The following is an 18,046-nucleotide window of genomic DNA, read 5'->3' as shown; positions in this document are numbered from 1 at the left end:
AGCTGTGAAATCCGTGCCTTTTTATTCGTATCTTTGTCCTCCGATAAAGACATATCCGCAATGAATCCACTTCCCATCCATTTCGCACCGTTGCAAGGTCATACCGAAGCGGTCTACCGGCAGGCACACGCCCGTGTCTTCGGGGGCGTAGACACCTACTATTCCCCTTTTGTACGCATAGAACACGGCGAGATACGTCGCAGAGATGTGCGCGACATAAGTCCGGAACACAACCAAGCCCTGCACCTCATCCCCCAACTCATGGCTCCGGATGCCGACAAGTTGGAACAGATAATGCCCCTTTTCATCGAGAAAGGCCATCGCGAAGCAAATATCAACTTGGGCTGTCCCTTTCCTCTGCTGGCCAAACGGCACAACGGCGCAGGCATGCTTCCCTATCCCGAGGAGGTGAAGGCGTTGCTGGAGGCGGCCATACAGAAGTACCCCGACGTGCATTTCTCCGTGAAACTGCGACTGGGATGGGAGAATGCCGAAGAATGCCTCGCCTTGCTGCCTTTGTTCAACGAACTGCCTTTGTCGCACCTCATCCTGCACCCCCGCCTCGGCAAGCAGCAGTATAAGGGCGAAGTGGATTTGGATGCTTTCGAGGCATTCTACAACGGATGCTCCAAGCCCCTGTACTACAACGGAGACCTGCACACCACGGCAGACATCCATACCATTGCCGGCCGATTCCCCCGACTGGCAGGCATCGTCATCGGGCGCGGGCTGCTGGCCAACCCCGCCTTGGCGCAGGAATATCGGGAAGGGAAGTCACTTTCCACCGATGAAATGGCTAAAAAAGTGGGGCAACTGCATGCGATGGTCTTTGCCGGCTATCAGGAGCAACTGCAAGGCGGAGAGGCCCAACTGTTGATGAAGATGAAGAGCTTCTGGGAGTATCTTTTGCCCGATACAGACCGCAAAGCCAGAAAGATTATTCACAAAACCTCCAAGCTGTCCAACTACCGGGCGGCGGTGAGCAATCTGCTCGGTTCTTACCGATAGAGGGCTTCCGCCTGCTTGTCATACGCTTTGGGCAGGCTCTCTCTCTTCACGAAGCAACGTTTTTATACTTCTTATGTACGATTCGCCCTCTTCCCTTTGAAGAAATGGAGGTTTCTTTGTACAATACCTATAAAATAACCAGATATGACGCAACTCAATAAATGGAAGACGGGAGCGGCAATGCTCCTTTGGATGTTATGCCCCGCGAACGGGCAAGCGCAAACAGTGAAGAACGAACGCCTGCTCTCTTTCGAAGAAACGCAAGTTCCGCCCTTTATAACGGGCACAGACTCTCAACTATCCGTCAGCGACGAACATTACAGAGACGGCGGGCACAGCCTGAGCTGGAATTACGCCCCTCATGCCGTGCTCTCCATCAAGAAAGACCTGAAGTTTGAGCCGAAAGACCCGACGGGACGCGATACCTATCTCTCTGCCTTCATCGTATGGATATATAACGAGCAGGCACAGGACAAAACCATCCGGTTCGAGTTCTTGAAAGACGGCAGATTGTGCACCTCCTTTCCCTTCGGCATCAACTTCACCGGCTGGCGCGGAGCGTGGGTGTGCTACGAGCGCGACATGCAAGGAACGCCCGAAGAGGGGATGGACGAAGTGCGCATCGTGGCTCCGGATGTAAAAGGCAAGCTCTTCTTCGACCATGTGCTGACTGCCTCGAAAGTGGATGCCCGCCAACAGACGCCCGACTTGCAAGTGCCCTTCGTCAATAAAGGCACCACCAACCACTGGCTGGTGGTCTACGAGCATTCGCTGTTGAAGCCGGACATTCCTCTGACACCCGTAACGGATGCGCAAAGGCAAGACATGCGGAAGATGGAAAGGCGCTTCCGGGATATGCTCTACACACCTGCCGCCCTTTCGGACAAGGAGATGGAAGCCATCCGCCGGAAGTACGACTTTTACAACATTGCCACCGTGGAAGGCAAGGTGACGGGACGCCCCATTTGGTTCGTACGCCAGTCCGAGGCCTACGAACGGCTTCTGCCCGACTGGGACAAGGACATGTTCACCAAGCTGGGAGTGGAAATCAGCGATTACTTCAATCTGATGAAGCGCATCTCCGTGGCCTACCACAACGCCGGCAATGCCACCCTGAAGAACGAGCTGAAGCAGAAATTCCTTGCCATGTACGCCAACGCCACCGACCAAGGAATCGTCTACGGCAGCTGCTGGGGAAACATCCACCACTACGGATACAGCATGCGCGGCCTGTTCGTCTCCTACTTCCTGATGAAAGACGTGCTGCGCGATGCAGGCAGGCTGGAAGAGGCCGAACGCACCCTGAACTGGTATGCCATCACCAACGAAGTATTTCCCAAACCCCTCGTCGACGGCATCGACATCGACACTTTCAACACCAAGATGCAGGGACGCATGGCCAGCATCCTCATCATGGAAGATTCGCCGGAGAAACTGCAATACCTGCGTTCTTTTTCACGCTGGCTGGACCACGGTTGCCGGCCTGCCGAAGGGCTGGCGGGTTCTTTCAAGAAAGACGGCGCCTGCTTCCACCACTGCAACAACTATCCGGCATACGCCGTGGGCGGGCTGGACGGCGCAACGAGCATGGTGTATCTGCTGAGCGGAACGGAGTTCAAGCTCTCGGAATTGGCGCACCGCACCGTGAAGAATGTATTGCTTGCCATGCGCTTCTATTGCAACCTGAAGCAGTGGCCGCTCTCCATGTCAGGCCGGCATCCCAACGGGAAAGGCGAGCTGATACCTGTTCAATATGCCACGATGGCACTTGCAGGCACACCGGACGGCAAGCAAGCATACGACCCCGAAATGGCCGCCGCCTATCTGCGCCTTGTCTCTGATAGCGGAACAGCCGGAGAGGATGCCCCCGATTATCTGCCCAAAGTCTCCGCACGGCAGGAGCGTGAATTGAAGGAACTGCTCGAAGCGCAAGGCTTCCGTCCCGAACCCGAACCGCAAGGCAACTTGGCGCTGGGCTACGGCTGTGTGTCCGTACAACGGTGCGACAACCGGGCGGCAGTGGTGCGCGGACACTCCCGCTACCTATGGGCCGCCGAGCATTATCTCCCAGCCAACTTCTACGGCCGCTATCTGGCACACGGCAGCATGCAGATACTGACCGGAAAGCCCGATGAAAAGGTCACTTTTGCCACCGGTGGCTGGCAGGAAGCAGGCTTCGACTGGAACCGCATACCCGGAACAACGACCATACACCTGCCCTTCGACCGGTTGCGCGCCCGCGTGCTCAACGTAGACGCCTTCTCCGGCATGGAGGAGATGCTCTACTCCGACGAGGCTTTTGCCGGAGGATTGTCGCACTTCCGAACCAACGGCAACTTCGGCATGAAGCTGCACGAACACGACAAGTATAACGGCTCGCACCGGGCACGCAAGTCGTTCCACTTCTTCAACGGTGTCATCGTTTGTCTGGGCACGGACATAGAGAACAGCAATGCCGACTTCCCCACAGAAACCACCGTGTTCCAGCTGGCCGCCCTCACCCCCGAAACCCGCAGCTATTGGAATGGTTTTCATGATAACGGACAGACTTACATCGACCCCAACGGCGTGGGATATTATATAGGAAAACCTTCGATGAAACGGGGCAAATTCGAGCGAAACTTCCCGCAAGTCACCGTGGGCGAGCGCAGCACCAAGCCCACCACGGGCAACTGGGTTTCGCTGGTGTTGCAACACGGCAAAGCCCCACGGGGCGCATCGTACGAGTATGCCGTACTACCTCGCACGGACGCCGCTTCGCTGAAGGCTTTTGCCAAGCGACCCTCCTACCGGATTCTACGGCAAGACCGCACCGCCCACATCGTTCGCTTGCAGGCCGACGGGCTGACGTCTTATGTTCTCTTCGAGACCCCGCAGCAACTTCCTTCGGAAGGCGTGTTGCAGAAAGCCGACACTTGCTGCCTTGTGATGACACACGAGAAAAAGAAGGACAAATTACTGCTGACCGTTGCCCAGCCCGACCTTGCCTTGTATCGCGGTCCTGCCGACGAAGTTTTCGACCAAGACGGAAAACGTATCGAGCGCAGCATCTACTCACGCCCATGGAAAGACAACGCAAGCGGCGAGATACCCGTCACCCTCACCTTAAAAGGCCGATGGACGGTTGCCGAGACACCATACTGCAAGGTACTGTCTGCCGACAAGAGGCAGACCGTACTACGCTTTACGTGCAAGGATGCGGCAAGCTTCGATGTGGAACTGACGGCGCAGAAGGAACGCTGAAAACAGGCTATATACATCCGGCAGGCTGCATCTATAGTTCCAGTCCGCTGCATCTATAGTTCCAGTCCGCTGCATCTATAGTTCCCGCTCACTGCATCTATAGATGCAGTGAACCGCCGACGGAAGCAGCTTGGGCAGGGGTATCGATTGCACGAAAATGACACAGGTTAGCATATAAGTGGCATCGTTTCTACTACGAAAACCCTATTTTTGTCCTGACATACGAACTCACTTCATTCTCTAAACAATATTCTATACTATGGTTCCATTGAGAAAACTTTTGTATTGCACCACGTTGGCACTTCCCTCCCTCTCGGCGGCAGAAGAACGTCCCAACATCATTTACATCATGACCGACCAGCAGACGGCTTCCGCCATGAGCTGCATGGGAAACCGCGACCTGCACACTCCCCACATCGACCGGCTGGCAAAGGCGGGAGTATTGTTCGAAAACGCCTATTGTTCCGCTCCGCTCAGCGGGCCGTCGCGTGCCTCCATGTTCACGGGACACACCTCGCACGAGGTGGGACTGGCCGTGAACGGCACCCCGCTACCCGACTCGCTACGCGTACGCACACTGGGCACACTGATGCAAAATGCCGGATACGAATGCGCCTATGCCGGCAAGTGGCATCTTCACACCTCCTCCATTCCCGATGGCGAATTCGGCTTCACCAACATCCATCCCCACGATGACAACGGTCTGGCAGAAGCGTGCGCAGGCTTTCTGGAACAGGAACACCGCAGCCCCTTCTTCCTCGTTGCTTCGTTTGACAATCCGCACAACATCTGCGAACATGCACGCAGCCAAAACCTGCCTTTCGCCACTCTGGAGGAGCTGCCGCAAGACGAATGGCCGGGACTGCCCACGAACTTTGCACGCAATCCCTACGACGCCGACGTCATCGCTTACGAGCAACGCTCAAACTATTCCGCCTATCCCACCCGAGACTACACTCCGGACGACTGGCGGCGTTATCGCAGTTTCTACTTCAGACTGGTAGAGAAGGTAGATGCCGAAATAGGAAAGATTGTCGACGTCCTCGACCGAAAGAAGCTCTGGAAGAATACGGTCGTTATCTTTACAAGCGATCATGGCGACGGTGTGGGCGCTCATCACTGGAATCAGAAGTCGGCACTCTATGAAGAGGTGGTGAATGTACCTCTGATAGTGGTCTCGCCCGAAAAGAAGAATGCGGGCGTAAAACTGCCGCAACCGGTGAACAACGGAGTGGATTTCTTCGCTTCGGTATGCCATTGGGCCGGCATCCCTCTGCCGCAGGGAGTACACGGAGTTTCGTTCAGAGAGCTTGCCGAAAAAGGTAATCCCGGCACACAGCATCAGCCATACGTAGTAAGCGAAACCACCTTCGACAAAGGCGTGAGCCGGGGCTGGGCCTTGCGCACTGCGCGCTACAAATACGTGCTCTACGATAAGGGCCGGTATCGCGAACAACTGTTTGACATGGAGAACGACCGAGGCGAGATGAGGAACCTGGCCATAGAAAAGAAGTATGCCGATGTACTACTATCGCACCGTGCTCTTCTGAACGAATGGATGAAGCTGCACCGCGTTACACAGATACGCAAAGGCCTTCACCTCATACCCGGCATGTAATTTCCTACCTGAATCCGGGATAAGAAGCAGGCCGATAACCTTACACGGGGACTTGTGTTTCAGAGTAAAATTTCATTGGTTATCAGAGGTTTAATCCAACCCTTTCAGACACTTGTGTCTGAAAGGCTCAAACACTTGTGTCTGTCGGCTTGAACATTTGCGTCTGTCACGACAAAGGCTTGCAGCTGTCAAACAGGAGGGGGGGAGGGCGCTTGACGTAAAAGGCTCTCTTCTCTTCTGCCTGACCGCTGTAAACCGCTGCATTCAGGAAATATCCGCCCGACAGGATGCAGTCCCTCATCTTTAGAAGAAGGAACCGCCTATCGCGGATTCAGGTAATTTCTTTCCCTTTTCGGGAGGACTCGTATCATACAAACCAATACGCTTATACACTCGACCGCCTCTGCCAAGAATCTTCTCGACAGAGGCGGTCTTTTTTCGATGCATCTAAGTTCTTAGAGCATCTCTTGTTTCTTTCAAAAAAGAAGAATGCTCAAGAAAATAACACAGAGCAGCCTTTCAACAGGCCCTTAATAGCCCGCGTTGTTGCTCCATCCCGTCAACTGAATCTGCTGATAAGGTATGGGCAGGTAGTAATGGTTTTGCGCCTTGAACAAGGAGTTATCCCATTGCGCGGCTTTCACTTCCTTTACCTTCTCCAAGCGTACCAGTTCGAACCAGCGTTTCATCTCTGCGAAGAATTCCCATCCCCGTTCGTCGGACACAGCTTTCAGGAAAGCGGCAGGCTCCGTGGTGTCCGTCAGCTTATCGGAGGCATATCCGGCACGCTTCTGTACGGCCTGAATGGCGGCCAATGCCTGGGCGTTGACATTGCCGGTGGCTCTTGTCGAGGCCTCGGCATAAGTGAGCAGCGCCTCCGCATACCGGTAAATGCAGGTCATGCCGTTTGAAAGCTGGCTCTTGCCCGGAGCTCCGTCATTGTAATCATAATACTTGGAGATGGCCGGGAGCTTATCGGCCGAGGCTTTATACTGCACGAGGCCTTTTTTTGTTTTCCATTGAGTCATGTAATTCCATGCCTTGCGCTCATCGTCCGGATAGTTCAGATAGAAAGCCTCGTTGCCGTAGTAGTCGGCCCATCCTGCATTGGGACTGAAGTCCGACGGATAGTAGGACTTTCCGTATTGGCTTGCGCTTTTGTTGGCCACGCTGTGCAGTAGTGCGAACATCACCTCGTCCGTGCTGTTCTTATTGCTCTCTTTCCAGATTTCGGCATACTTCCCCGTCAGTTTCAGGCCGGAATTGTCGATGATGTCTTTCGTCAGTTCGGCAGCCTTTGCATAGCATTCCGTTCTCTTCAGGGGCCATCCGGCCATGCTCATATAAGCATCGGCCAAGCAGAGCTTGGCAGCCCATCGGGTGGGTGTGGCAGGGTTGCCTTTCCGGGCGGTGGCAGGCAGCCATTCCACAGCCCTTTGCAGACTGGGAACAACGGCTTTGTCATACACCTCGGCAACGCTTGTACGCGGCATGCGGGCGTCTGATTCGTCTTCGTTCAAGACCAAAGGCACATCTCCGAAAAGACGGACTAAATAAAGGAAAGAGAAACCACGCACGAAATAAGCCTCGCCTACTATCTCGCGGAACTTGCGGAGCTGCTTCTCGTCATTGGGGAATACCGTTTTGTTGATAACGGCATTGGCATCGTTTATGGCTTTGAAGAATAAGTTCCACGTCGTACTTACGTCCGCATTGTTCTGCATGATGTCCGGAGAAAGGTTATTGAAATTCCCGAGACGATTGTCGGGTTTTGCGGCCCGGAAAGTCACATCGTCGGCACATACGTTGATGGACTGCATGCGGCAGTTGAAGCCGTAATTACCGCCCCAAAGGTCGTTGTAGAGGGCAGTGGTGAACTTCTCTAAAGAAGACTGGTCTAAAAGCTTAAAGTAGCTGTCCACGGTGGAAAAGGACTGGGGCTCTTGAGTGAGATCTACGCAAGAGGCAGTAAAGGCAAGACAGCCGGCAAGTGTTATGGAATAGAGTATCTTTTTCATATTATTCTTCTAAATGGGTTAATTGTTAGAAAGCAAAGTTCAAACCGACCAGATAGTTCCGGCTGTTGGGATAGTTGCCCCAATCCACGCCCTGTATCAGCGGATTTCCCAAAGTAGCTTCGGGGTCCAGTCCGGAGTATCGGGTGATGTGGAACGGGTTCTGCACGGAAGCATAAACGCGAAGATTGTTGATGCCCAACGACTTGCAGCATTTCTCGGGCAACGTATAGCCAAGTGTGACGCTCTTCATCTTGATGAAGCTGCCGTCTTCCACGTAGCGGCTCATGTATCTGTTGACATACGTGTTGCCGCCCTTGACGAAGCCCGGAATGTCGGTATCGGTATTCGTGGGTGTCCAGCGGTTCTGCAGCTTACGCAGAGGAACCACAGGGGCTTTGCTCTGCGCCCTGATGCCGCTGATGGCCATGTGTTCGTTGGCATTGTAGATGTCGAAGCCATGAAATCCCACCACGAAGAAAGAGAAGTCGAAGTTTTTATAGCTGAAGGTGTTGCTCCATCCCCAGTTGAAAGTGGGTTGGCCGCATCCTATCACGCTCTGGTCTGCCTCGTTGATTACACCGTCTTTGTTCAGGTCGGCCAGCTTCATGTTGCCCGCAACCACCTTATAAGTCTGTCCGTTGGTTTTGCCATTCTTCACTCCCTTGGCATCGACAAAAGGAGCGTTTACCTCATCTTCCTGCCAGATGCCGGCGGATTTATATCCGTAGAAAGTACCCAGCTTCTGCCCTTCTATCATTTGGAAGATTTGATTCTGGTATTCGCCGGCTTGTTGCTGACGGCGGTTTTCAGTCGGGATGTTCTCGAAAGTACCTTTATTGTGAGACAACGTGAGGTCTGAATGCCATCTGAATGTCTTCCCGGCAATCGGGTCTGCGCCGATGGTAAATTCCACACCGGTGTTCTTTATCTTGCCCGAGTTCCTCAATGCCGAGCCGTGACCCAAATGTGTGGGTTGGGCCAATTCCAGCAGAATATCCTTCGAAATCTTGTTATACCAATCGGCACTGATGCGCAGGCGGCCGTTGAAAATGCCGAAGTCCAAACCGATGTTTGTTTGGTCGTTGCGTTCCCACTTCAGGTAGGGAGCGGCAGGGCGGTCTATCTTGTAAGATGTACTTCCGTCGGAATTGCGCACGTTGACAAGCTTCGAATAGATGCGATAGGCCTCTACCGACTGGTTCCCTACCGAGCCGTAGCCCACGCGGAACTTCAACTGGTCGATGAAGTTGTTGTCTTTCAGGAAAGCCTCTTGTTTCAAATCCCAAGCCAGTGCGGCTGACGGGAAATAGCTCCACTTATCCGCCAGACGGGAAGAGCCGTCGGCACGGATGGAAGCCGTGAGCATATAACGGTTCATGAATACATAGTTCAACCGGAACATGCCGGACATCAGCGTGGTGATGATTCGATTTGAGCCGATGTTAGCCAAGTCGCCGGCAGACCATCCCAAGGCGTCCCATCCCAGTTCGGGCCGGTCCAAGCCATTGGCCACAGTCTGGTGGTTGTAGTCATTGTCATACGACTGCTCGAAAACGGCAGTGGCATTGACACGATGGTTCTTATTAAACTCCTTCACATAGCTCAGCGTATTGGTGTTGAGCCAAGACATGTTCCAATAGCTTTGAGAACGGGCCGTCGTGCGGTTGTTCTTGAATTTCTCGTAACTGTTCTCGCCGGCTGCGGATGAATTCATCCTGTTTTCGAAGGTCACTCCCAGTTGCGAGCGGAAATTCAGCCCGTCCATGAGTTTGAAGTCCACATAGCCCTGCAGGTTGTTGACCAACGTCTGGTTGGAATTGTTCGCTTCCCAGATGTGCCCCATGGGATTGTAGTTAGGCGAGCCGTCGAAGAAAGCGTTGTTGTACTCTCCCCGCTCGTTCCTGGGGTTGACGGTATTGGGGAAGAGTGCGGCTTGCTGTATCAGGCCGTCATATTCGGAAACGCGCGGATTGGCGCTTTTTCTGTAATGACCGTAGAGGTTCAGTCCGGCCTTCAGCCACTTGCGGATGTCGGTATCTACCTTCAAGCGCCAGTTGTAGACGCTGCTTTCAGAAGCCTTGATGATGCCTTCGTCGTTTTGGTAGCGGACAGATGCCAGAAAAGTGCTCTTTTCTCCGCCGCCGGCCACAGACAATTCGTAGTTCTGCGTCAGGGCAGGTTTCCTGAAAATCTCTTTCGCATATTCAAATCCCGCCTTTCCCGTGCGGAAAGCTTCCAGTTCATCGGCATTGTAGTAATGGTAATCTCCGCCTTTGAAGTATTCTTTGCCATAGTCGTTGACAAGTTGCGCATACTCGTAGGGAGAGAGTGTATCTATATACTTGGCCACCGTCTTGAAGTTGGCGAATGCGTTGAACGAGACAGTCAGTTTGTCTTTGGCCGGATTCTTGGTAGTGACGAGGATGACGCCATTGGCTCCGCGCGAACCGTAAACGGCTGTTGCCGACGCGTCCTTCAACACTTCGATGGAGCGGATGTCCGCCGGATTGAGAGACTGAAGCGAGCCGCCGATAAATCCGTCGATGACAACCAGCGGACCGGTTTCGGCCGTGATGGAGTTGATGCCGCGCACACGGATGGTGTTCTCTTTTCCCGGGTCGCCCGAACCGGACAGTACCGATACGCCTGCCATGCGTCCCTGCAAAGCGTCGGAGACATTGCCGGTAGGAGTGCTTTTCAAGGCATCGGCGGCTTTTACCGAGGCTACCGCGCCTGTCAGGTCGCTCTTGCGCTGAACGCCGTAACCCACTACGACGACTTCCTCCAGCAGTTGGCTGTCTTCCGTTAGTTTCACATCGATTTTAGATTTTCCGCCTACGGCAACCTTCCGTGTCTGATAGCCGATGTAGGAGAATACGAGGGTGGCGTTCGCGGGAACATTGTGCAAGGTGTAGTTTCCGTCGATGTCCGTGATACATCCGTTGCCGGTGCCGTCCACTTGGATGGAAGCACCGATCACCGGACCTTGGTTGTCGGTCACCGTACCTGTCACTGTGAGGTTCTGTGCCTTTGCCTGTATGGCAAAAAGTGCAGAAAGCAGCAACACGATACCCAATACTTTTAAAAAGCCGGTTGTTTGTTTCATAAGTATGAATTTTGTAGATTATTAATAAAGATTGTTTCACTACATTCGCCACTTTGAGCGAATAGCATTGCAAATGTAGGGATGAATGAGGGGGATGGGTTGGAGAATCGTTCGTGTTTTGTACGAATTCGTACAAAACACGGGCAAAAGATGGAACAAAACGTCTTCTGATACTCCGAAAGCCACAAACAAGAAGTACGTAAAAGTAAACGAAGAAAAACGGAACCGCCCGGAATCCAAAGGAGAGCGCACTGTTCTATAATCAAAAGATATTCAACTTCTTAACAGGAGAAAAGTGGAAACTCATCTTGAAAGAAACGTAAGCCCACATTTAATCAATCCTAAGCCCACACTTGAGCAGACACAAGCCCACACTTGGGCGAATGCAAGCCCACACTTCGGAGCACGTATGCCCACACTTCGGAAAGCATCAGCCCACACTTCAGGGAAGGTAAGATTTGCAGAAAGAAGATTCATGCAAAGGGGAACGAAGCAGAGCCGACAGAGGCTTGCAGCCGTGCCGTCAGACACAAATGTTTGTCACGACAGACAGAAGTGTCTGTCAGCACAAGGACTTGCCTTTGTCAGGACAAGGACTTGTGTTTGTGGGCGTGCGTTTTTCCGCTTGTTTGTTCCGAAGAAGAGGGGGAAAACACCCCGAAAGGCAGCAAGGCAAAGAAAGCTTACACACAGCAGGGATGATGAAGCGGGGAAAGCACACATTTAAGGATGCAGTTTCTCGAATGCCTTGTTCTCTTCCTGCACCATACGGATGGTTTCTTTGAGTTCGCTGATGGGGAGGTCGGAGTTATACCAGTCGATATAGCAGTCGGTGACGTACCATTTGCCGCCTATCCGCTCGAAGACCACACGCAGCGAGGCTTCGGACTCATCGTACCCGGCTTCGAACTCCTTATGGGCAGGCTCGTCCACCGTGAAGTGGGAGATGTAGACACCACCCTCCTCTTCCGTAATCTTTCCCTCTTTCAAGGTCTCCTCGTCCAGCAAGGCCCACTTCTCGCGGGTGAAGGGGAAAGTCTGTTCCGTCTCTCCGTCGTCCTTCAGCAAGACAATGGGCGACTTCAGCGGAAACTTGATGCGGGAATACTGGAAGGAAGCACCGGATGTGAAATTCCTGAGGAATGTATTGAAATCTTCCTCATCGGCTGCTGCCCGCCCACTCGAAACCGACAGCAAAAGCACTGCGAACAGGCACAGCGCATAGCGAATTGCCTTCATCATAAAACAGGTTGTTTTTATGGGCGCAAATATAAGATATCTTACCGAATTCCTAACAAAGAAAGCACATAAATCAACGCTTCATGAATTCCCTCCGCTCCTCTTCCGGAAACTTCTCGATGGCATAGCGCAGCATGGTGCGGGGCATCGTCTTGCAATGCTTCTCCAGAAATTGCACCAACAAGTCCTTGTCGCGCTTGCCCATTTCGCGAAGCATCCAGCCCACGGCTTTCTGCATCAGGTCGTGCTTATGGTGGAGCAGGCGCTCGGAAAGAGCCAGAATATCGATGAAATCGTGGTTTTTGATAAGCGTATAGGTGGCCACCACCGCTATGCGCCGCTCCCAAAGCAACGGGCTGTCCGCCAAGCGATACAATTCATCGCGCGATTTGTCTTTCAAGTACTCGCCCACGATGCCGGGAGCGGACAAGTCCACCAAATCCCAGTTATTGATGCGAGAGGTTTGCGAAAGGTAGAACTCGTAGATTGATTTTCTTCCCTTTTCATCGCTCTTTTTAAAGCGTTCCAGCAACATCAGCAAAGCACAGAGCCTGCATTCGTGCCATGGGCTTTGCAGCAATGCCGCCATCACCCCGAAAGGCTCGTCCTTGTGCATCTTGGCCACCAAACGCGTATTAGGCACAATCACACCCAGAAACTTGTCGCCTTCGCCATACTGCCCCTTTCCGATCTTGAAGAAACGGGGCAGAACCTCTTTCTTTACAGGGTCGATATATGCTTCCAACTCTTGCTGTATGCAGGCTACTCTTTCGGCCACTTCCTCCGCCGAAAGGAGACACTTCAAATCAACGCCTTCCGGTGTGTCACTCTTCTTTTTCATCATTCGCTATTTCATTTACACTTATTCCGAATACATTCGTCAGCAGACAAAAATACTATATTTATATAGAACTATCGAAAGTTATCCGTAATTTTGCAACTGATTATGTGTACCATCCATAAAACCGTACAACGATGTATAAAGTCTTTTTAGGAATAATCTGTTGCCTTTCCTTCACGTTGTCCTTGCATGCGCAATCACCGCAAGAAAAAGGACTGCAAAGCATCAACCGCGCTTCGGCCGAAGCCATTGTACGCTTTTTGGCCGACGACGAGCTGCAAGGACGCGAAGCCGGCACGCACGGTGCACGCATAGCGGCACGCTACTTGGCCTCCTGCCTGAAAGAAGCCGGTATTGAGCCGTTAGATAGCACGTATTACCAACCTTTCGAGGCATGCGGCAAAGAACGCCGGCAACGGGACAGATGGGAAGTACACCCCGACTCCGTCGTCCGTTTGAAACAAGGCGTGTACCGTTCGTTGCACATGAGCAACGTGTTAGGAGTCATTCCGGGGCGGCGTAGCGATGAGTATGTAGTGGTAGGTGCGCACTTCGACCATCTGGGCATGGACTGCACCCTTGCCGATGATGCCATATACAACGGCGCCGACGACAATGCTTCGGGCGTTTCGGCCGTATTGCAGATAGCACGCGCATTCCGGGCTTCGGGGCACCGACCGTTGCGAACGGTTGTCTTCGCTTTCTGGGACGGCGAAGAGAAAGGACTGCTCGGCTCCCGGTATTTCGTACAGACATCCCCCTTCATCAGCCAAGTGAAAGGCTACCTCAACTTCGACATGATAGGCCGGAACAACAAGCCCGAACAACCGCAACACGTAGTCTACTTCTATACCGCCGGCCACCCCGCTTTCGGCGACTGGCTGAAGCAGGACGTTGCACGCCACGGACTGAAGCTGCAACCCGACTACCGTGCCTGGGACAATCCCGTAGGCGGAAGCGACAACGCCTCCTTTGCCCTGCAAGGCATCCCCGTCATCTGGTATCACACGGACGGACATCCCGACTACCACCGCCCTTCGGACCATGCCGACCGCCTGAACTGGGAAAAAGTGGTCGAAATAACCAAAGCGGCGTTTCTCAACGCATGGAACCTCGCCAACGAGAACAACTATTAATCCATATACAAAACAACGTAACGATACATGGTTTTAAATTATATCTGGGTAGCATTTTTCGTCATCGCATTCATCGTGGCCCTTTGCCGGCTCATCTTCATGGGCGACACGGAGATATTCACGGAACTTGTCAACTCCACGTTCTCCTCTTCCAAAACAGCGTTCGAGATATCTTTGGGATTGACGGGAATACTCGCCCTCTGGCTGGGCGTGATGAAGATAGGCGAAAACAGCGGCATGATCAATGCGCTTTCGCGCTGGCTGAGCCCGGTGTTCTGCCGCCTCTTCCCCGAAATACCGAAAGGACATCCCGCCATGGGTTCCATTTTCATGAACCTCTCCGCCAATATGCTGGGATTGGATAATGCCGCCACGCCCATGGGGCTGAAAGCCATGAAAGAGCTTCAGGAGCTCAACCCCAAGAAAGACACCGCCACCAACCCGATGGTAATGTTCCTCGTGCTCAACACTTCGGGGCTGATACTTATCCCTGTCAGCATCATGATGTATCGCGCGCAGATGGGTGCGGCACAGCCCACGGATATCTTCATCCCCACACTGATAACGACCGCCGTCTCTACCCTTGTCGGTGTAATCGCCGTCAGCATAGCCCAGCGCATCAACCTGCTGAACAAGCCCATACTCATCCTGATAGGCTGCATCAGCCTCTTTTTCGCCGCACTGGTTTATCTGTTTACACGCATCGAGCGTACCGAAATGGGCACATACTCCACCCTGATAGCCAACATCCTGCTGTTCTCCATCATCCTGCTGTTCATCCTTTGGGGATTGTGGAAGAAAATCAATGTGTACGACGCCTTCATCGAAGGAGCGAAAGAGGGTTTCACCACCGCCGTGCGCATCATACCTTATTTAGTGGCTTTCCTCGTTGGAATCGCCGTTTTTCGCACTTCCGGAGCAATGGATTTATTGATAGACGGTATCGGCCGTGCCGTAGGGCTGCTCGGAGTGGACACGAGTTTCGTAGGAGCTTTGCCCACCGCCCTGATGAAGTCACTGAGCGGCAGCGGAGCCAACGGGTTGATGATTGACACCATGAAGCAGTATGGAGCCGACTCGTTCGTGGGCCGCATGAGTTGCGTGGCCCGTGGGGCTTCGGACACCACGTTCTACATCCTTGCCGTATATTTCGGCAGCGTGGGCATCACCAAAACACGCAATGCCGTGACCTGCGGTCTGATTGCCGACTTCTCCGGCATCATCGCCGCCATCATCATCAGTTATATTTTCTTCTTCGGGGAGGTTTGACAGATGGTAGAGGGAAGAGGCGTAAGATGTTAGACGTTAGAGAAACAAGACATAAGAGACGTAAGAGATGTCAGATGTCAGGCTGTATGTGGGCGATGAGGGATTATTAGAAACCGGAAAGGAAACGAAATATTAAAAAACGATATACAGACATGATTAGCTACCACGCTGAAGGCATCGAAATGCCCGCCCTCAAGAAACGCGAGACAACGGAATGGATCAGGTCCGTGGCCGCCTCATACGACAAAAGAATCGGTGAAATCGCCTATATCTTCTGTTCGGACGAGAAAATCCTTGAAGTGAACCGCCACTATCTGCAACACGACTATTACACGGACATCATCACCTTCGACTACTGCGAGGGAAACCGCCTCAACGGCGACCTCTTCATCAGCCTCGACACCGTGCGCACCAATGCGGAACAGTTTGCCGGCAATGATTATGAAAGAGAATTGCACCGCGTCGTCATCCACGGCATCCTCCACCTTTGCGGTATCAACGACAAAGGGCCGGGCGAACGGGAACAGATGGAGGCGGCGGAGAACAAGGCGCTGGAGATGAGAGCACCGAAATGATATGCTCGCACTTGCATCACAGGTAAATATTAATAACCTGAGGTCTTAGAATTCAGGTTAACAGATATCTTTGCCAATGATTACCCAACCGAAATTCTTTTATCACCATAATGAATAGAAGCATAGAATATGAATCGTTGTTCAACACCGTTTACCGCACATACAAAACGGCCTTTTTGCGGTTTGCATTCACTTATGTACACGATTACACAGTAGCAGCCGACCTTACGGCAGACGCTTTTTCCGATTTCTGGGAAAAGAATCTGCTCTGCTCAGAAAAAGAGGCTGCTTCTTACATACTGACTTCCATCAAGAACAAATGTCTCAACCATTTGAAACACCAACGTGTGGTAGATACCGCTTCTATCAGTCTGACAGAATATCAGAAGTGGGAACTACATGCACGTATCAATCAATTGGAAAGTTGTGACCCCACAGATTTCTTCTCAAATGAAATAAGACAAATAATTAACGAGACACTACAATCACTTCCGGCACGCACCCGCCAAATTTTCATAATGAGCAGATTCGATGGAAAGAGCTACTCCGAAATAGCCACGGCTACAAACATTTCCGTAAAAGGAGTAGAGTTCCATATAAGTAAAGCATTGAAAGCTTTTCGAATATCGCTAAAAGACTATTTTCCTTTCCTTTTCTTGTTTTTTCCTTTTTCTCACTAGGGGGACGATGGGGGTAGTTGTATTATAATAAACCCCCAAAATCTGCTTATAATGAAAAAACAATATGCAGACAGCACACAATATGTACAGAAAGAGGCTCTTTTTCGTTTTTTTAGCGGCGAAGCAAGTCTTGACGAAAGAATGGAAATAAAAGAATGGGTGGAGCGTTCGGAAGAGAACTTACGGGAATTCAATGCACAACGCAAACTCTTCGATATGATCAACTTCATACAGGAAGAAGAGAATGCCAAGCATATAAAAGCAACCCCAGCAAAGCGCATACAAATCCGTAATCTGATAAAAATAGCAGCAGCAGTAATATTGACGTTTCTCGTCACACAGATATATCACCAATATACCGCACACGATGAAATGATTCCGGCTTTATGCTCGGTATATGCACCGGCAGGACAACGCACGCAGGTAACCCTGCCCGACGGCACAACCGTATGGCTCAATGCCTGCACTACCTTAAAATACCCGACATCTTTTGCTTCCTCCGGTCTCAGACGTGTAACCCTGAACGGAGAGGCCTATTTCGAAGTGACCCATCAGGCGAAAAATCCGTTCATCGTAGAAACCGACAAATGCGATATCGAAGTGTTGGGCACTCATTTCAATGTAGAAGCCTATCCACATACAACAAAATTTGAAACCTGCTTGATGGAAGGTAGCGTAAAAGTAACTTCTAAAGGAAAAGAACCCGATTCTGTTATACTAAAACCGCACGAAAAGGTCTCATTAGAAAAAGGACGTCTGAAAGTAAGCACCGTGACCGACTATAATGCTTATCTCTGGAAAGAAGGAATAATCAGTATAAGAAACCAATCGTTCAGCGACATCATGCAAACTTTTGAAAAATACTTTGCCACCAGAATACTTGTCAAGAATCAGAATGTTTTAAAGTACTCTTATACCGGCAAGTTCCGTCAAACAGACGGTATCGACTATGCACTGCGCATCCTGCAAAACGATCTTCACTTTACTTTCCACTACGACATGGAACAGCAAACAATCACCATTGAATAAACACATCATTGCAGAACCCTTAAAAAACAATATGCCTATGAATAAACCATAATCCATTGCTAAAAAAGGGCAAGTGCTGCAACACCTGCCCCGACTAAGAAAGAACACTTAAAAACTTAAATGTTTAACCATAATCGAAGCTAATTTATGAAAAAATATCAGATTCAGCACTTTCTATTGATGAAAGGATGCCGATTTAAACAATCTTTTAGAGTTATGCGTATTTCCACACTACTTATCATGTTTTGCGTACTATGCTCTTATGCCGGAAATATAAATTCGCA

General features: G+C 51.6%; 12 protein-coding genes. 8 read left to right on the top strand and 4 right to left on the bottom strand.

Annotation, left to right across the window (positions count from 1 at the left end):
- Window positions 1-60: 60 nt before the first annotated feature.
- The 3 genes from EV202_RS00570 (at window position 61) to EV202_RS00560 (ending at window position 5,869) form a co-directional block, all read left to right on the top strand.
- Entirely contained in the window at window positions 61-1,008 is a 948-nt protein-coding gene (locus EV202_RS00570; RefSeq protein ID WP_131924587.1) for a tRNA-dihydrouridine synthase family protein, read from the top strand.
- A gap of 144 nt (window positions 1,009-1,152) precedes the next feature.
- Window positions 1,153-4,251, top strand: a complete 3,099-nt coding sequence (locus EV202_RS00565; RefSeq protein ID WP_131924585.1) for a chondroitinase family polysaccharide lyase — start codon at window positions 1,153-1,155, stop codon at window positions 4,249-4,251.
- Between the two features lie 259 nt (window positions 4,252-4,510).
- Window positions 4,511-5,869 carry a sulfatase family protein gene (locus EV202_RS00560; protein ID WP_131924583.1) on the top strand — a complete coding sequence of 453 codons (1,359 nt, stop codon included), beginning with the start codon at window positions 4,511-4,513 and terminating at the stop codon, window positions 5,867-5,869.
- A gap of 530 nt (window positions 5,870-6,399) precedes the next feature.
- Here the strand turns inward: EV202_RS00560 and EV202_RS00555 are convergent.
- The 4 genes from EV202_RS00555 to EV202_RS00540 form a co-directional block, all read right to left on the bottom strand.
- The gene (locus EV202_RS00555; RefSeq protein ID WP_131924581.1) at window positions 6,400-7,887 is read right to left on the bottom strand and encodes a RagB/SusD family nutrient uptake outer membrane protein; all 1,488 of its coding nucleotides are present in this window, start codon (window positions 7,885-7,887) and stop codon (window positions 6,400-6,402) included.
- A 25-nt stretch (window positions 7,888-7,912) separates the two neighbouring features.
- Window positions 7,913-10,993, bottom strand: a complete 3,081-nt coding sequence (locus EV202_RS00550; protein ID WP_131924579.1) for a SusC/RagA family TonB-linked outer membrane protein — start codon at window positions 10,991-10,993, stop codon at window positions 7,913-7,915.
- 723 nt (window positions 10,994-11,716) lie between these two features.
- Window positions 11,717-12,232, bottom strand: a complete 516-nt coding sequence (locus tag EV202_RS00545) for a DUF4348 domain-containing protein (protein WP_131924912.1) — start codon at window positions 12,230-12,232, stop codon at window positions 11,717-11,719.
- 73 nt (window positions 12,233-12,305) lie between these two features.
- Window positions 12,306-13,073 carry a DNA alkylation repair protein gene (locus EV202_RS00540; protein ID WP_131924909.1) on the bottom strand — a complete coding sequence of 256 codons (768 nt, stop codon included), beginning with the start codon at window positions 13,071-13,073 and terminating at the stop codon, window positions 12,306-12,308.
- A 134-nt stretch (window positions 13,074-13,207) separates the two neighbouring features.
- On the opposite strand from EV202_RS00540, the gene EV202_RS00535 reads away from it, so the two are divergent.
- The 5 genes from EV202_RS00535 to EV202_RS00515 all read left to right on the top strand — a co-directional run bounded on the left by EV202_RS00535 (window position 13,208) and on the right by EV202_RS00515 (window position 17,762).
- The gene (locus tag EV202_RS00535; protein ID WP_131924577.1) at window positions 13,208-14,209 is read left to right on the top strand and encodes a M28 family metallopeptidase; all 1,002 of its coding nucleotides are present in this window, start codon (window positions 13,208-13,210) and stop codon (window positions 14,207-14,209) included.
- Window positions 14,210-14,236: 27 nt separating this feature from the next.
- Window positions 14,237-15,478 carry a nucleoside recognition domain-containing protein gene (locus EV202_RS00530; RefSeq protein WP_131924575.1) on the top strand — a complete coding sequence of 414 codons (1,242 nt, stop codon included), beginning with the start codon at window positions 14,237-14,239 and terminating at the stop codon, window positions 15,476-15,478.
- Window positions 15,479-15,630: 152 nt separating this feature from the next.
- Entirely contained in the window at window positions 15,631-16,053 is a 423-nt protein-coding gene (gene ybeY / locus EV202_RS00525; RefSeq protein ID WP_131924573.1) for an rRNA maturation RNase YbeY, read from the top strand.
- A gap of 110 nt (window positions 16,054-16,163) precedes the next feature.
- Window positions 16,164-16,733, top strand: coding sequence for an RNA polymerase sigma-70 factor (locus EV202_RS00520; RefSeq protein WP_106069644.1), 570 nt, complete (start codon window positions 16,164-16,166; stop codon window positions 16,731-16,733).
- A 51-nt stretch (window positions 16,734-16,784) separates the two neighbouring features.
- Window positions 16,785-17,762 carry a FecR family protein gene (locus EV202_RS00515; protein ID WP_131751820.1) on the top strand — a complete coding sequence of 326 codons (978 nt, stop codon included), beginning with the start codon at window positions 16,785-16,787 and terminating at the stop codon, window positions 17,760-17,762.
- The last annotated feature ends 284 nt before the right edge of the window (window positions 17,763-18,046 follow it).

This window comes from Prevotella heparinolytica (genome assembly GCF_004342845.1).
GTDB classification, from domain to species: domain Bacteria; phylum Bacteroidota; class Bacteroidia; order Bacteroidales; family Bacteroidaceae; genus Bacteroides; species Bacteroides heparinolyticus.
The sequence above is the reverse complement of the archived record's forward strand: the minus strand, read 5'-3'. Positions and strand labels throughout refer to the sequence as shown.

Bases quoted from the DNA above. Each gene is read 5' to 3' on its own strand.
- EV202_RS00515 (WP_131751820.1), top strand. From the start codon at position 16,785: ATGAAAAAACAATATGCAGACAGCACACAATATGTACAGAAAGAGGCT.
- EV202_RS00540 (WP_131924909.1), bottom strand. From the start codon at position 13,073: ATGAAAAAGAAGAGTGACACACCGGAAGGCGTTGATTTGAAGTGTCTC.
- ybeY (WP_131924573.1), top strand. From the start codon at position 15,631: ATGATTAGCTACCACGCTGAAGGCATCGAAATGCCCGCCCTCAAGAAA.
- EV202_RS00560 (WP_131924583.1), top strand. From the start codon at position 4,511: ATGGTTCCATTGAGAAAACTTTTGTATTGCACCACGTTGGCACTTCCC.
- EV202_RS00530 (WP_131924575.1), top strand. From the start codon at position 14,237: ATGGTTTTAAATTATATCTGGGTAGCATTTTTCGTCATCGCATTCATC.
- EV202_RS00535 (WP_131924577.1), top strand. From the start codon at position 13,208: ATGTATAAAGTCTTTTTAGGAATAATCTGTTGCCTTTCCTTCACGTTG.
- EV202_RS00545 (WP_131924912.1), bottom strand. From the start codon at position 12,232: ATGAAGGCAATTCGCTATGCGCTGTGCCTGTTCGCAGTGCTTTTGCTG.
- EV202_RS00520 (WP_106069644.1), top strand. From the start codon at position 16,164: ATGAATAGAAGCATAGAATATGAATCGTTGTTCAACACCGTTTACCGC.
- EV202_RS00570 (WP_131924587.1), top strand. From the start codon at position 61: ATGAATCCACTTCCCATCCATTTCGCACCGTTGCAAGGTCATACCGAA.
- EV202_RS00565 (WP_131924585.1), top strand. From the start codon at position 1,153: ATGACGCAACTCAATAAATGGAAGACGGGAGCGGCAATGCTCCTTTGG.
- EV202_RS00550 (WP_131924579.1), bottom strand. From the start codon at position 10,993: ATGAAACAAACAACCGGCTTTTTAAAAGTATTGGGTATCGTGTTGCTG.
- EV202_RS00555 (WP_131924581.1), bottom strand. From the start codon at position 7,887: ATGAAAAAGATACTCTATTCCATAACACTTGCCGGCTGTCTTGCCTTT.